The organism is Micrococcus terreus (assembly GCF_900116905.1).
GTDB classification, from domain to species: Bacteria; Actinomycetota; Actinomycetes; order Actinomycetales; family Micrococcaceae; genus Citricoccus; species Citricoccus terreus.
The window spans coordinates 66,807-79,788 of the sequence record NZ_FPCG01000010.1 but is presented as its reverse complement, the minus strand read 5'-3'; the positions used below and the strand labels follow the sequence as shown (position 1 = coordinate 79,788).

Annotated in this window: 12 protein-coding genes; 9 read left to right on the top strand and 3 right to left on the bottom strand. The window is 68.3% G+C overall.

Going from position 1 to position 12,982, the window contains the following annotated elements; all coding sequences use genetic code 11:
• Positions 1-47: 47 nt before the first annotated feature.
• From BM355_RS11575 to BM355_RS11560, 4 genes are all read left to right on the top strand, one after another.
• Positions 48-2,615: an ATP-dependent Clp protease ATP-binding subunit gene (locus BM355_RS11575; RefSeq protein ID WP_091698739.1), complete on the top strand. Its 2,568-nt coding sequence runs from the start codon at positions 48-50 to the stop codon at positions 2,613-2,615.
• Between the two features lie 173 nt (positions 2,616-2,788).
• Positions 2,789-2,980 carry a hypothetical protein gene (locus BM355_RS11570; RefSeq protein WP_091698737.1) on the top strand — a complete coding sequence of 64 codons (192 nt, stop codon included), beginning with the start codon at positions 2,789-2,791 and terminating at the stop codon, positions 2,978-2,980.
• A gap of 143 nt (positions 2,981-3,123) precedes the next feature.
• Positions 3,124-3,654, top strand: a complete 531-nt coding sequence (locus tag BM355_RS11565; protein ID WP_091698735.1) for an amino-acid N-acetyltransferase — start codon at positions 3,124-3,126, stop codon at positions 3,652-3,654.
• A 64-nt stretch (positions 3,655-3,718) separates the two neighbouring features.
• Positions 3,719-3,898 (top strand): CsbD family protein, encoded by a 180-nt coding sequence (locus BM355_RS11560; RefSeq protein WP_091698733.1) that lies wholly within the window; start codon positions 3,719-3,721, stop codon positions 3,896-3,898.
• 59 nt (positions 3,899-3,957) lie between these two features.
• On the opposite strand, the gene BM355_RS11555 is transcribed toward BM355_RS11560, so the two are convergent.
• Positions 3,958-4,893 (bottom strand): HhH-GPD family protein, encoded by a 936-nt coding sequence (locus BM355_RS11555; protein ID WP_091698731.1) that lies wholly within the window; start codon positions 4,891-4,893, stop codon positions 3,958-3,960.
• Between the two features lie 100 nt (positions 4,894-4,993).
• Between BM355_RS11555 and BM355_RS11550 the strand changes: the two genes are divergently transcribed.
• Positions 4,994-5,830 (top strand): hypothetical protein, encoded by an 837-nt coding sequence (locus BM355_RS11550; RefSeq protein WP_245760786.1) that lies wholly within the window; start codon positions 4,994-4,996, stop codon positions 5,828-5,830.
• Here the strand turns inward: BM355_RS11550 and radA are convergent.
• Positions 5,817-7,253 carry a DNA repair protein RadA gene (gene radA / locus BM355_RS11545; RefSeq protein WP_091698728.1) on the bottom strand — a complete coding sequence of 479 codons (1,437 nt, stop codon included), beginning with the start codon at positions 7,251-7,253 and terminating at the stop codon, positions 5,817-5,819. The genes BM355_RS11550 and radA overlap by 14 nt on opposite strands.
• 56 nt (positions 7,254-7,309) lie before the next feature.
• Positions 7,310-8,467 carry an FUSC family protein gene (locus BM355_RS11540; protein ID WP_091698725.1) on the bottom strand — a complete coding sequence of 386 codons (1,158 nt, stop codon included), beginning with the start codon at positions 8,465-8,467 and terminating at the stop codon, positions 7,310-7,312.
• 248 nt (positions 8,468-8,715) lie between these two features.
• On the opposite strand from BM355_RS11540, the gene BM355_RS11535 reads away from it, so the two are divergent.
• From BM355_RS11535 to pstB, 4 genes are all read left to right on the top strand, one after another.
• Positions 8,716-9,831 carry a phosphate ABC transporter substrate-binding protein PstS gene (locus tag BM355_RS11535; RefSeq protein WP_091698723.1) on the top strand — a complete coding sequence of 372 codons (1,116 nt, stop codon included), beginning with the start codon at positions 8,716-8,718 and terminating at the stop codon, positions 9,829-9,831.
• 144 nt (positions 9,832-9,975) lie between these two features.
• On the top strand, positions 9,976-10,944 hold the full coding sequence (pstC, locus tag BM355_RS11530) for a phosphate ABC transporter permease subunit PstC (protein WP_091698720.1): 969 nt from the start codon (positions 9,976-9,978) through the stop codon (positions 10,942-10,944).
• A complete protein-coding gene (gene pstA / locus BM355_RS11525) occupies positions 10,944-12,137 on the top strand; it encodes a phosphate ABC transporter permease PstA (RefSeq protein ID WP_245760784.1) in 1,194 nt (397 codons plus the stop codon). Before pstC ends, pstA begins: the two co-directional genes overlap by 1 nt.
• 40 nt (positions 12,138-12,177) lie before the next feature.
• Positions 12,178-12,957, top strand: coding sequence for a phosphate ABC transporter ATP-binding protein PstB (pstB, locus tag BM355_RS11520; RefSeq protein ID WP_091698717.1), 780 nt, complete (start codon positions 12,178-12,180; stop codon positions 12,955-12,957).
• The last annotated feature ends 25 nt before the right edge of the window (positions 12,958-12,982 follow it).

The following is a 12,982-nucleotide window of genomic DNA, read 5'->3' as shown; positions in this document are numbered from 1 at the left end:
TGTGTGGGTGCGTAGCATCGGAGGCACAGTCAGCAAGGAGTGTGCCCATGTTTGAGAGATTCACGGACCGTGCCCGGCGGGTGGTGGTGCTCGCGCAGGAAGAAGCGCGGATGCTCAACCACAGCTACATCGGTACCGAGCACATCCTGCTCGGACTCATCCACGAAGGCGAGGGCGTCGCAGCCAAGGCCCTGGAGTCGATGAACATCTCCCTGGGAGCCGTCCGCGAGCTCGTCCAGGAGACCATCGGCCAGGGGCAGCAGACCCCGTCCGGCCATATCCCCTTCACCCCCCGTGCCAAGAAGGTGCTGGAGCTCTCGCTGCGAGAGGCCCTGCAGCTGGGGCACAACTACATCGGCACCGAGCACATCCTGCTCGGACTCATCCGCGAAGGCGAGGGCGTGGCTGCCCAGGTCCTGGAGAAGCTGGACGCTGACCTCAACCGCGTGCGCCAGACCGTCATCCAGCTGCTCTCCGGCTACCAGGGCGGAGCCGGCGGCAAGGAGACTGCCGGAGCCGGCGTCTCCTCCGGCGGACAGTCGGAGGGATCCCCTGCCGGCTCGGTGGTGTTGGACCAGTTCGGCCGCAACCTGACCGCCGCTGCCCGTGAGGGCAAGCTCGATCCGGTGATCGGACGCGAGCACGAGATGGAGCGGGTCATGCAGGTCCTCTCCCGCCGCACCAAGAACAACCCGGTCCTGATCGGTGAGCCCGGCGTCGGCAAGACCGCCGTGGTGGAGGGCCTGGCCCAGTCCATCGTGCGCGGCGATGTCCCGGAGACCCTCAAGGACAAGCAGCTCTACACCCTGGATCTGGGCTCACTGGTGGCCGGCTCCCGGTACCGCGGTGACTTCGAGGAGCGCCTGAAGAAGGTCCTCAAGGAGATCCGCACCCGCGGTGACATCATCCTGTTCATCGACGAGATCCACACGCTCGTGGGTGCAGGTGCCGCGGAGGGCGCCATCGACGCCGCCTCCATCCTCAAGCCCATGCTGGCCCGTGGAGAGCTGCAGACCATCGGCGCCACCACGCTGGACGAGTACCGCAAGCACATCGAGAAGGACGCCGCGCTGGAACGCCGCTTCCAGCCGATCCAGGTCAACGAGCCCTCCGTGGAGGAGGCCACCGAGATCCTGCGCGGGCTGCGTGACCGGTACGAGGCCCACCACCGGGTCTCCATCACGGACGACGCCCTCAAGGCCGCGGCCACCCTGGCCGCACGGTACATCTCGGACCGCTTCCTGCCGGACAAGGCGATCGACCTGATCGATGAGGCCGGTGCCCGTCTGCGCATCAAGCGCATGACCACCCCGCCGGAGATCAAGGCCTACGACTCGCGCATCGCCGACGTGCGTGCCGAGAAGGAGGCCGCGATCGACGGCCAGAACTTCGAGGGGGCCGCGCGCCTGCGCGACCAGGAGCAGAAGCTCCAGGATGAGCGTGCCCAGAAGGAAGAGGAGTGGCGGTCCTCCGTCACTGACGGCATCGCCGAGGTGGACGAGGATCTGATCGCCGAGGTGCTCTCCAAGTCCACCGGCATCCCGGTCTTCAAGCTCACCGAGGAGGAGACCGACCGCCTGCGGAACATGGAGGCCGAGCTGCACCAGCGGGTCATCGGCCAGGACGAGGCGATCAAGTCCCTGTCCCAGGCCATCCGTCGCACCCGCGCCGGCCTGAAGGATCCGAACCGGCCCTCCGGCTCGTTCATCTTCGCCGGCCCCACGGGCGTGGGCAAGACCGAGCTGGCCAAGGCGCTGGCCGAGTTCCTGTTCGGGGACGAGGACGCCCTGATCACCCTGGACATGTCCGAGTTCCAGGAGAAGCACACCGTCTCCCGGCTCTTCGGCGCCCCTCCCGGCTACGTCGGCTACGAGGAGGGTGGACAGCTGACCGAGAAGGTCCGTCGTCGCCCGTTCTCCGTGGTGCTCTTCGACGAGGTCGAGAAGGCGCACGCGGATCTGTTCAACTCGCTGCTGCAGATCCTGGAGGACGGCCGCCTGACCGACTCCCAGGGCCGAGTGGTGGACTTCAAGAACACCGTGATCATCATGACCACCAACCTGGGCACCCGGGACATCTCCAAGGGCGTGATGACCGGCTTCCAGTCCACCTCGGACACCCAGACCGGCTACCAGCGGATGAAGGGCAAGGTCCAGGAGGAGCTGCGTCAGCACTTCCGGCCCGAGTTCCTCAACCGCGTGGATGACGTCATCGTCTTCCCGCAGCTGTCCAAGGACGAGATCGTGCAGATCGTGGACCTGTTCATCGCCCGCCTGCAGAAGCGGCTGACCGAGCAGGAACTGGTCATCGAGGTGGACACCGCCGCCAAGGAGCTGCTGGCCGATCGCGGCTACGACCCCGCCATGGGTGCTCGTCCGCTGCGCCGGACCATCCAGCACCTGGTGGAGGACCAGCTCTCCGAGAAGATCCTGTTCGGCGAGATCCTCCCCGGCTCCACCATCCACGTCAGCGTGGAGGGCGAGGGCGAGACCGCCAAGCTCAGCTTCCGCAGCGAGAAGACCGAGGAGGGCGAGCCGGCCGTCGAGGCAGCACCGGCCCGCGAGGCGATCGAATCCTCCCCGTCCGACCCTGCTCAGGAGCAGCACAGCGCCTGACCCTTCGCCCCCGGCGGCTGTCCGCCGGGGGCGAAATCAGTCTCCGTTTTCGTCCGGAGATCTGGCGCACTCAGGTCCCTCCGACCTAGGTTGGGGGGACCGTCGCGGTGACGGTGCGGGGAAGGGTCCGCAGACAGGGCCACGCCCCGTGTTCCCGATCGAAGGAGTTGCCCATGTCATTCGCAGAGAACCTCGGCAACATCAAGGACCAGCACGGAGACCAGATCAACGAGCAGGTCGACAACCTGCAGGAGCAGCACGGCGAGAAGCTGGGCCAGCACCAGGATCAGGTCAACCAGGGGATCGACGGCGCACAGGAGAAGTTCCTGGACAACGCCGGCGAGAACCAGCAGGACCAGAAGTAAGACCGAGTCAGAACCGACCGCACCGCTCAGGCCACACGGCCTGACCTGACATCAGGACCCGTTCCCGGTTTCCGGGGACGGGTCCTGTGCATGCGGGCAGCACTGTGGACTCCGGGTCCGAGCGGCAGACCTAGACTGGAGCGATGACCACCGAGGGACTGACCGTGCGCCCGGCACGCACCAGCGATGTGGCCACCATCCGATCCGTGGTCGCCCCGTTGGCGGAGCAGCGGGTGCTGCTGGACAAGGAGGCCGTGGTCTACTTCGAGTCCATCCAGGAGTTCCAGGTGGTCCAGGCCCCGGACGGCCAGATCGCCGGCTTCGGAGCCCTTCACGTGATGTGGGAGGACCTGGCTGAGGTGCGTACCCTGGCCACCGCCCCGGCGTGGCGTGGACACGGGGTGGGACACCTGCTGCTGGATGCGCTGATCGACCGCGCCGTGCAGCTGGGAGTGGACCGGGTGTTCTGCCTGACCTTCGAGACCGAGTTCTTCGCCCGCCACGGCTTCGAGGTGATGGCTGACCAGTCTGCGGTGGATCCGGAGGTCTACTCCGAGCTGCTGCGCTCCACCGACGAAGGCGTCGCCGAGTTCCTCGACCTGGCCCGCGTCAAGCCGAACACCTTGGGCAACACCCGGATGATCCTGGATCTTCAGTCTCGCGTCCATCCGTGATTGACTCGGGGGCACCAGGGGGCCACACCCGGGTTGCCCCCGCAACTGGTCAAGGAGGTTCCCTATGGGAGTCGGAGACCGCATTGAGAACAACGCCGAAGAGGCGAAGGGCAACGTCAAGCAGGGCCTCGGCGAGGCGACGGACAACGATCGTCTGAAGAACGAGGGCGGTGCCGACGAGGCCAAGGGCAAGGTCAAGAACGCCGTCGAGGATGTCAAGGACGCCTTCAAGGGCGACAAGTGACCTGTTGACCTGCGTGCCTGGGCATCCCAGGCGCCACTGACGACGGTCCCGCAGACCCCTCAGCCGGGCAGGCTGTAGGTGGTCTCGGGGCCGTCGTCGTCTGCGTCGGCAGGTCGGCGCTCCGCCAGCTGGTCGGCCACCAGGGAGGACAGACAGCGCCGCCACTGGTCCGGCTCCGGCGTGTGCTCTCCGAGCCGACCGGAGGAGGCGACCACGCTCTGCAGCTCAGAGCCAGTGGCGGATCCGTTCTCGCGCAGCACCGCCATGATCTCCCCGCGCAGCTGGCGGTCCGTCCCGGCCCAGGACTGGCCTCGCGGCTGATAGTGAGGCTCAGGCATGCCGGCGGTCCGCCAGGCGCACAGCTCTGCCACCGGACACTCACCGCAGCGGGGCGAGCGAGCGGTGCACACCAGGGCTCCGAGCTCCATCACCCCTGCGTTCCAGGCGCACGCGGTCCCGGGATCTTCGGGCAGGAGGGTCTGTGCCAGGGCGGATTCGGCACGGGTGAGCGACTTCTCCGGCAGCGCCCGCCCCGAGACCAGCCGGGCATGGACCCGCCGGATGTTGGTGTCCACCACCACGGTCGGGATCTCGAAGGCGAAGCAGGCGATCGCCGCGGCCGTGTAGGCGCCCACTCCCGGCAGGGCCAGCAGCTCCGCCTCGGTGTCCGGCACGTCACCGCCGTGCTGCTCCACGATCCGCTGGGCGGCCGCCTGGAGCCGCAGCGCCCGGCGTGGGTACCCGAGTCGTCCCCACGCGCGGATGACCTCGGAGGTGGGTTCGGCGGCCAGGTCGGCCGGAGTGGGCCAGCGGCGCATCCACTCGGTCCAGACCGGGAGCACGCGCACCACTGGGGTCTGCTGGAGCATGAACTCGCTGACCATCACTCCCCAGGGGCCGCAGTCCGGGTCGCGCCAGGGCAGGTCCCGGGCCTCATGGTGGAACCAGTCCGTGATCCTGCGGTGCAAGGTGGGCAGGGATCCGAGCTCAGGCATGGGCACCACAGTAGTGCTCGCTCTGGTCCTCTTCACGCCGTCTGGCGGCCCTGCGGCGTGCCAGCGGCCGACCCTGCGGCGCGCTCTCTACCCTGGAGTCATGGCCGGCACACCCCCTGACGATCCCTATGACCACGATCTCTCCGCGGAGGATCCGGAGGAGTTCGGGGGCCCCTCGGAGCTGGACCGTCAGCCGGGGCGTCCCTCGGCGGAGGTGTACCGCCGGCGTCGTCTGGCCGCCGGCCTCGCCGCCCTGGTGGTGCTGGCCCTGCTGATCGGTCTGGTCGTCTGGATCGGCAGTCTGCTGGGCGGCAGCCAGGAGGATCCCGACGACGCCCCCTCACCCACGGTGAGCTCCTCACCGGCCGCCTCGCCCACCTCGAATGCGCCCACGAGTCCCGAGCCCTCCACCGAGGAGCCGGGCTCCGCATCCGCCAGCCCCACGGCGAGCGGCACGCAGTCACCGTCACCGTCGGTCTCGGAGTCCGGGTCCGCCTCCGCCTCGGCTGACGCAACAGCGTCCGCGTCGCCCTCGGCCACCCCGGTGGCCCAGGACTGCCAGCCGCAGGACCTGAGCGTCTCCGGCGCCACCGATCAGACCTCGTACGCGGTGGAGCAGGATCCGGTCCTGGAGCTGCGGATCGAGAACGTGGGGGAAGACCCCTGCCGGGCCAACGTGGGGACCTCGCAGCAGGTCTTCACCGTGACGTCCGGATCAGACCGGATCTTCTCCACGGAGGACTGCCAGGTCGAGGGGGAGGATGTGCAGATGACCCTGGAGCCGGGCGTCCAGGAGTCGGCGCGATTCACCTGGGACCGCACCCGGTCGGCCCCGGAATGCGCCGAGGTCTCCTCCACGCCGGGTGCGGGCACCTATCGGCTCGTGGTCTCCCTCGGGGAGATCACCGCGCAGCCGGTGGCCTTCACCCTGCAGTGAGGGGTGCGTGCCGATCCCGAGACGGCGGGGTCCAGGATGTCCGGATCATGATCGCCTCCTGCAGCGTGGAGACCTGAACCACCTCGATCCCGTCCGGGAGCGTGCCCAGGTCCTCGGGTGAGACGGGGACCAGGGCGCGCTTGAAGCCGAGCCGGGCGGCCTCCCGGATGCGACGCGCGATCCCCGGCACGGGTCGGACCTCGCCGGCCAGACCGATCTCCCCGAAGGCGATGGTCCCGTGCGGCAGGGGGGTGTCGTCATGTGCACTGGCGATGGCCAGCGCCACGGCCAGGTCGGAGGCCGGTTCGCTCAGCCGCACTCCGCCCACCGTGGAGACGTAGGCGTCCTTGGAGGTCACGTTCAGATGCGCCCGGCGATGCACCACGGCCAGCATCATGTTCACCCGTGAGGTGTCCAGGCCGTGCACGGTCCGGCGCGGGCTGCCGCCGCTGCTCTCGGTGAGCAGTGCCTGGACCTCGGCCAACAGTGGACGCCGCCCCTCCAGAGTCACCGTCACGCAGGTCCCGGCCACCGGGGTGGCGGTCCCGGAGAGGAAGAGCCCGGAGGGGTCCTCCAGGGACCGGATGCCGGTGTCGCCCAGATCGAAGCAGCCGACCTCGTCCGTGGGGCCGTACCGGTTCTTCACCGCCCGGACCATCCGCAGTCGCGAGTGCCGTTCTCCCTCGAACTGGCACACCACGTCCACCAGGTGCTCGAGCAGTCGCGGTCCGGCGATCGACCCGTCCTTGGTGACGTGTCCCACCAGCACGGTGGTCATGTTCCGTTCCTTGGCCGCGCGGATCAGGCTGGCGGCCACCTCCCGGATCTGGGTGACTCCGCCCGCAGTGCCGTCCACCTCCTGGGACTGCAGGGTCTGCACGGAGTCCACGATCAGCAGGGCCGGGTCGGTCTTCTCCACCTGTCCCAGCGCCTGGCCCAGGTCGGTCTCCGCCGTCAGGTACAGGGTGTCCGCCACGGCGCTGATCCGGTCGGCGCGCAGCCGCACCTGGGCGGCGGACTCCTCCCCGGTGACGTACAGGACGGGGCGGGTGGCGCCGTCAGGCCGCTGGGTCCGGGCCACCTGCGCGGCCACGTCCAGCAGCAGGGTGGACTTGCCGATCCCGGGCTCACCGGCCATCAGGATCACCGCGCCCGGGACCATGCCTCCGCCCAGCACCCGGTCCAGCTCATCCACCCCGGTGGGATGGAAGCGTGCCTGGGAGGCGTCCACCTCACCGATCCTCGGGGCAGGGGAGGTGACTGCCGAGGCGGTGGTGCGTCCCGCCGTCGGGTCGGAGCCGGCCTCCACCACCGTGCCCCAGGCTTGGCACTCCCCGCACCGGCCCACCCACTTCACGGTGGTCCAGCCGCACTCGGCACAGCGGTATCCGGGGGTGGTCTTGCGCGTCGACTTGGTGGCCATCACCTCAGCGTAGTGATGCGGGCGGACGTGTTAGCCCAGTGCGCACCCGGCTGTGGTCAGGCCAGGTCCGGCAGGTAGGACACGGCCTCCGCATGGGAGGCGCCGGTGGCCTCGAGCAGATCGACCATCATCGGCCGCAGCAGCATCACCAGGGCCTCCGAATGCAGCGTGGTGGCGCCCAGAGCGGCCGGATCCAGCTGCGCGGCGGCCGAGCCGAGGGCGTCCCGGGCCACCGAGAGGGAGCGGTGCCGGCCGGCGGTCTTGGGCTCGGAGAGGGAACGGCCGAGGATGGAGGCGGCGTCGGCGGCCTCGTCGAACCAGTCGGCCAGGGCCCGCATGCCCTCCTCTCCCAGCTGGGCGGAGTCGATCACGGTGATCACGCGCCGGGCCACGATCCGCAGGCTGCGCACGGCCAGGTCGGTCTTCTCGGCGGTGACCGCCGTGGCATCCAGCTCGGGCCGCATCCCGCGTTTGGTGGGGGAGTAGGTGGCCACCTCACGGGCGTTGCGCACGTCCTTGTGCAGGTTCTCCAGGTCCGTCTGGGTCCCACGGCAGGCCACCAGGCCCATCCACGCACTGCGTGACTCATGCTCCCGCATCGCCTCAGCGCAGTCCCGCAGGACGGAGGTGATGGTCCGGTAGAGCTCCCGCAGCCCCGTGGCGGTGTCCTTGTGCAGGCTCCGGGGAGACAGCAGGGTCACCACCAGGGCGATCAGACCCCCGACGACGGCATCCTGGCTTCGCGTGAACGGCCCGCCTTCCGCGGCGGGCAGCAGGACGACCAGGATCGACTGCAGGCTCATCTGCAGGGTGAACGCCGCGCCCGAGTCCAGGAATCGGGCCACCATGATGGAGGTGAACACCACGACCACCGCCTGCCACAGGCCCTGCCCCAGCACGGCCTGCAGGAGGTCGCCGATCAGGATGCCCAGGGTGCAGCCCACGGCCACCTCGAACACCTTGCGGACCTTGGGGTCGCGATTGAAGCCCAAGGCGATCAGTGCCGCTGTGGCCGCGAACAGCGGTTCGTCATGCCCCAGCACGTTCTGGGCGAAGGCGTAGGCGCCCACGGCGCAGACGGCGGAGATCAGGGCCGGCACCACGGCAGAGCGCACTCGGCTGGCGCCGGCTCGCACCCGGCGGCGCAGGAACTCACCGGCGCGGACGCGGCGGGGCAGCTGTTCGCTCTGCTCGCCTGCGCTGCGCTCGTCCATGGGACCAGCGTAGGCAGTGCGGGCTGGCCGGGGGAGTGGTCGCTAGTCCAGCGTGCCGGACATCACAAGCAGACTGTCTCACAGTTCACCCGTCGTTCACCTGCGGCGGACCATGGCTTCACCTGCCCCGCATAGCTTTCAGTGTGGATCGAGACCGTCGGCATCCCCTGCCGCGCGTGCTCACGCTCTTCCGGCTCGCCGGGACGGACTCGACGCACTGTCATCCCATACTCGAAAGAGGCACTTCCGTGAAGGCATTCCGCTTCGGCCGCTCCGCAGCCGTCCTGTCCATCGCCGCTCTGGCCCTGACCGCCTGCGGCGGCAATGACTCCGGTTCCGGGGACTCCACCTCCCCGGCCGGCGAGGGCTCGGGCAACGGCGAGTCCGTCGCCCAGGTCGAGGGCACACTGCGCGGCGGCGGCGCCTCCTCGCAGGAGTCCGCCATGAACGCCTGGACCGAGGGTGTCGTCGACTCCCAGCCCGGCCTGACCATCCAGTACGACCCGGTGGGCTCCGGCTCCGGCCGCGAGGGCTTCATCGGCGGTCAGTACTCCTTCGCCGGCTCTGATGCCGCGATGGAGGAGGAGGAGGTCACCGAGGCCGAGGCTGTCTGCGGTCCCGACGGCGTGTTCCACGTTCCGGCCTACATCTCCCCGGTCGCCGTGTCCTTCAACCTCGAGGGTGTGGACACCGTGAACATGGACGCCGAGACCATCGCGGCTGTGTTCGCCGGCAAGATCACCACCTGGAACGATCCGAAGATCGCCGAGCAGAACGAGGGCGTCGAGCTGCCCGACACCAAGATCACCGTGGTGCACCGCTCCGATGACTCCGGCACCACCGAGAACTTCACCGAGTACCTCACCGCCGCCGCTCCGGAGAACTGGACGTACGACGTCGTTGAGACCTGGCCCTCCGAGATCAACGCCGAGTCCGCCCAGGGCACCACCGGAGTGGTCCAGCTGGCCTCCACCACCGACGGCGCCATCACCTACGCCGACGCCTCGCAGATCGGCCAGCTCGGCACCGTGTCCGTGAAGGTCGGCGAGGAGTACGTGGAGTACTCGGCCGAGGCCGCCGCCAAGGCCGTGGAGACCGCCGAGGAGGGCGAGGCCGGCGCCGTGGAGCTGGACCGCACCACCGAGGAGGCCGGTGTCTACCCGATCGTCCTGGTGTCCTACCACATCTACTGCAACAAGTACGCCGACCAGGAGACCGCTGACCTGGCCAAGGCCTTCGCCACCTACGTGGTGTCCGAGGAGGGCCAGACCGCGGCTGAGGATGTGGCGGGCAACGCGCCGATCTCCGAGGCCACCCGCGAGAAGGCCATGGAGTCCATCGACGCCATCGGCGTCCAGGGCTGATCCACTGCTCTCGCAGTCGACACCGTGGTGATGCGGTTGCCGGTCGTTCCTCGACCGGCAACTGCATCGTCGTGTGACACACTGTGCCTCACTTCCCCCTCCAGGCTGACCGCCTGACCACCGCATTGATCCCTCTGGAGTGTCATGGTGACCGAATCCGCAGTTGAGCCGCAACGGAAGAGCTCACTCACAGCCCCGCGCGGCGGTGCCGCGGGAGACAAGGTCTTCTCCGGCCTGTCCCTGACGGCAGGCATCCTCATCCTGGTGACCCTGGCCTTCGTGGCGGTCTTCCTGGTGGCCGAGTCCCTCCCTGCCCTGGCGCCGGAGGTCTTCTCCGACCAGGACTCGATCGAGAGCGCCGACAACTTCTTCGAGTACGTCTGGCCGCTGATGGCCGGCACGCTGATCGCCTCAGCGATCGCGCTGCTGCTGGCCACCCCGGTGGCCATCGGCGTGGCCCTTTATATCTCGCACTACGCACCGCGTGCCATCGCCACCCCGGTGGGCTATGTGATCGACCTGCTGGCCGCCATCCCCTCCGTGGTCTACGGTGCCTTCGGCATGTTCATCCTGGCTCCGGTGATGGGCCCCATCTACGCCTGGCTCACCGAGAACCTCGGCTTCATCCCCTTCTTCAGCGATGGATACTCGGCCACCGGCCGCACCTTGCTGACCGCCAGCATCGTGCTGGCCGTGATGGTCCTGCCGATCATCACCTCCCTGTGCCGGGAGATCTTCGTCCAGACGCCCAAGCTGCACGAGGAGGCCGCCCTTGCTCTGGGCGCCACCCGCTGGGAGATGATCAAGATGACCGTCTTCCCCTTCGCCCGTGCCGGCATCATCTCCTCGATCATGCTCGCCCTGGGCCGTGCTCTGGGTGAGACCATGGCCGTGACCATGGTGCTCTCGCAGGGTGTGTTCAGCTGGAACATCATCTCCGCCGGCAACACGACCATCCCGTCGGAGATCGCGCTGAACTTCCCGGAGGCGTTCGGCATGCGTCAGAGCGAGCTGATCGCCGCCGGCCTGATGCTGTTCATCATCACGCTCATCGTCAACATGATCGCCCGGTGGATCGTCAGCCGCCACAAGGAATTCTCGGGAGCGAACTGATGTCACACACCGCACAGAACGCAGCTGAGACTGCGCGCACGCAGAACGCCCCCCGCCCCCGCGGGAAGTCCACCCTGACCGCCGGTCAGATGCCCTCCTGGGTGTGGCTCGCCGTGCTGGCCGGTGCCCTGGTCCTCGGCGCAGGCATCGTCGCCCTGATGGGCGGCGGGGACTTCAACATCGTGGGCTGGCTGATCATCTCCGCGATCCTGTACGTCCTGGGCATGTACATCACCACCCGGGTGATGGAGAACAGACGCAAGGCCACCGACGGTCTGTGGCGGAACCTGGTCTGGGCGGCCTTCATCATCGCCCTGATCCCCCTGGTCGCGGTGATCTGGTCCGTGCTGGCCAACGGCCTCTCCACGCTGATCGCCAACCCGCATCTGCTCTGGGAGGACATGGGCGGTGCCGCCGGCGGTGACGTGAAGTTCATGCGCGAGGGCGGGGTGGGTCCGATCGCCGGCGGCTTCGGCCACGCCCTGGTCGGCACCCTGATGATCACGCTGTTCGCAGCTCTGATCTCGGTCCCGATCGGCCTGCTCACCTCGATCTTCCTGGTCGAGTACAGCCGCGGGGGCTGGTTCTCCCGCGCCATCACCTTCTTCGTGGACGTGATGACCGGCATCCCCTCCATCGTGGCCGGTCTGTTCGCCTTCGCCCTGATGGAGCTGGTCATCACCACCTTCATCGGTGACACGCCACGCCACCTGCAGATGGTCAAGATGGGCTTCACCGCATCTGTCGCCCTGTCCGTGCTGATGATCCCCGTGGTGGTCCGCTCCACCGAGGAGATGCTGCGCGTGGTGCCCAACGAGCTGCGCGAGGCCTCCTACGCCCTGGGTGTGCGCAAGTGGCGCACCATCACCAAGATCGTCATCCCCACCGCCATCTCCGGCATCGCCTCGGGCATCACCCTGGCCATCGCCCGCGTGGCCGGTGAGACGGCACCGATCCTGGTGACAGCCGGGTTCGTCGCGAACTTCAACTGGAACGTCTTCGACGACATGATGACGGCCCTGCCGGTCTACATCTACCGTCAGATGATCTTCCCGTCGGCCGCACAGGCCCCGGACCCCTCCATCGACCGTGCGTGGGCCGCAGCGCTGATGCTGATCCTCATCGTGATGGCGCTGAACCTGATCGCCCGCATCATCGCCAAGGCGTTCGCGCCGAAGAAGACCGGCCGCTGAGCCGCGTCGAACGACCGACAGACAGACAAGGAACCACCTCATGTCCAAGCGCATCGACGCCATCGACCTGAACGTCTACTACGGCAACTTCCTCGCGGTCGAGGGCGTGAACATCAGCATCGAGCCCCGCTCGGTGACCGCCTTCATCGGCCCCTCCGGCTGCGGCAAGACCACCTTCCTGCGCACCATCAACCGCATGCACGAGGTGCTGCCCGGTGCCCGCGCCGAGGGCCAGCTGCTGCTGGACGGCGAGGACATCTACGGCCCCGGCGTGGACCCGGTCCGGGTGCGCACCATGATCGGCATGGTCTTCCAGCGCCCCAACCCTTTCCCCACCATGTCCATCCGGGACAACATCCTGGCCGGTCACAAGCTCAACGGCACCCGCATGTCCAAGGGGGATGCGGACGCGATCGTGGAGAAGTCCCTGCGCGGAGCCAACCTGTGGGAAGAGGTCAAGGACCGCCTGGACAAGCCGGGCTCCGGTCTCTCCGGCGGCCAGCAGCAGCGCCTGTGCATCGCCCGCACCATCGCCGTCTCCCCGGACGTGATCCTGATGGACGAGCCCTGCTCGGCACTGGACCCCATCTCCACCCTGGCCGTGGAGGACCTGATCAATGAGCTCAAGGACGAGTACACGGTCGTCATCGTCACGCACAACATGCAGCAGGCCGCTCGCGTGGCGGACAAGACCGCGTTCTTCAACATCGCCGGGACCGGCAAGCCCGGCAAGCTGATCGAGTACGACGACACCAACGTCGTCTTCAACAACCCCGCCAACAAGCAGACCGAGGACTACGTCTCCGGCCGCTTCGGCTGATTCCCGACGACGCCCCTCACCTTCT

Bases quoted from the DNA above. Each gene is read 5' to 3' on its own strand.
- pstC (WP_091698720.1), top strand. From the start codon at position 9,976: ATGGTGACCGAATCCGCAGTTGAGCCGCAACGGAAGAGCTCACTCACA.
- BM355_RS11555 (WP_091698731.1), bottom strand. From the start codon at position 4,893: ATGCCTGAGCTCGGATCCCTGCCCACCTTGCACCGCAGGATCACGGAC.
- BM355_RS11540 (WP_091698725.1), bottom strand. From the start codon at position 8,467: ATGGACGAGCGCAGCGCAGGCGAGCAGAGCGAACAGCTGCCCCGCCGC.
- BM355_RS11565 (WP_091698735.1), top strand. From the start codon at position 3,124: ATGACCACCGAGGGACTGACCGTGCGCCCGGCACGCACCAGCGATGTG.
- radA (WP_091698728.1), bottom strand. From the start codon at position 7,253: ATGGCCACCAAGTCGACGCGCAAGACCACCCCCGGATACCGCTGTGCC.
- BM355_RS11575 (WP_091698739.1), top strand. From the start codon at position 48: ATGTTTGAGAGATTCACGGACCGTGCCCGGCGGGTGGTGGTGCTCGCG.
- BM355_RS11570 (WP_091698737.1), top strand. From the start codon at position 2,789: ATGTCATTCGCAGAGAACCTCGGCAACATCAAGGACCAGCACGGAGAC.
- pstA (WP_245760784.1), top strand. From the start codon at position 10,944: ATGTCACACACCGCACAGAACGCAGCTGAGACTGCGCGCACGCAGAAC.
- BM355_RS11560 (WP_091698733.1), top strand. From the start codon at position 3,719: ATGGGAGTCGGAGACCGCATTGAGAACAACGCCGAAGAGGCGAAGGGC.
- pstB (WP_091698717.1), top strand. From the start codon at position 12,178: ATGTCCAAGCGCATCGACGCCATCGACCTGAACGTCTACTACGGCAAC.
- BM355_RS11550 (WP_245760786.1), top strand. From the start codon at position 4,994: ATGGCCGGCACACCCCCTGACGATCCCTATGACCACGATCTCTCCGCG.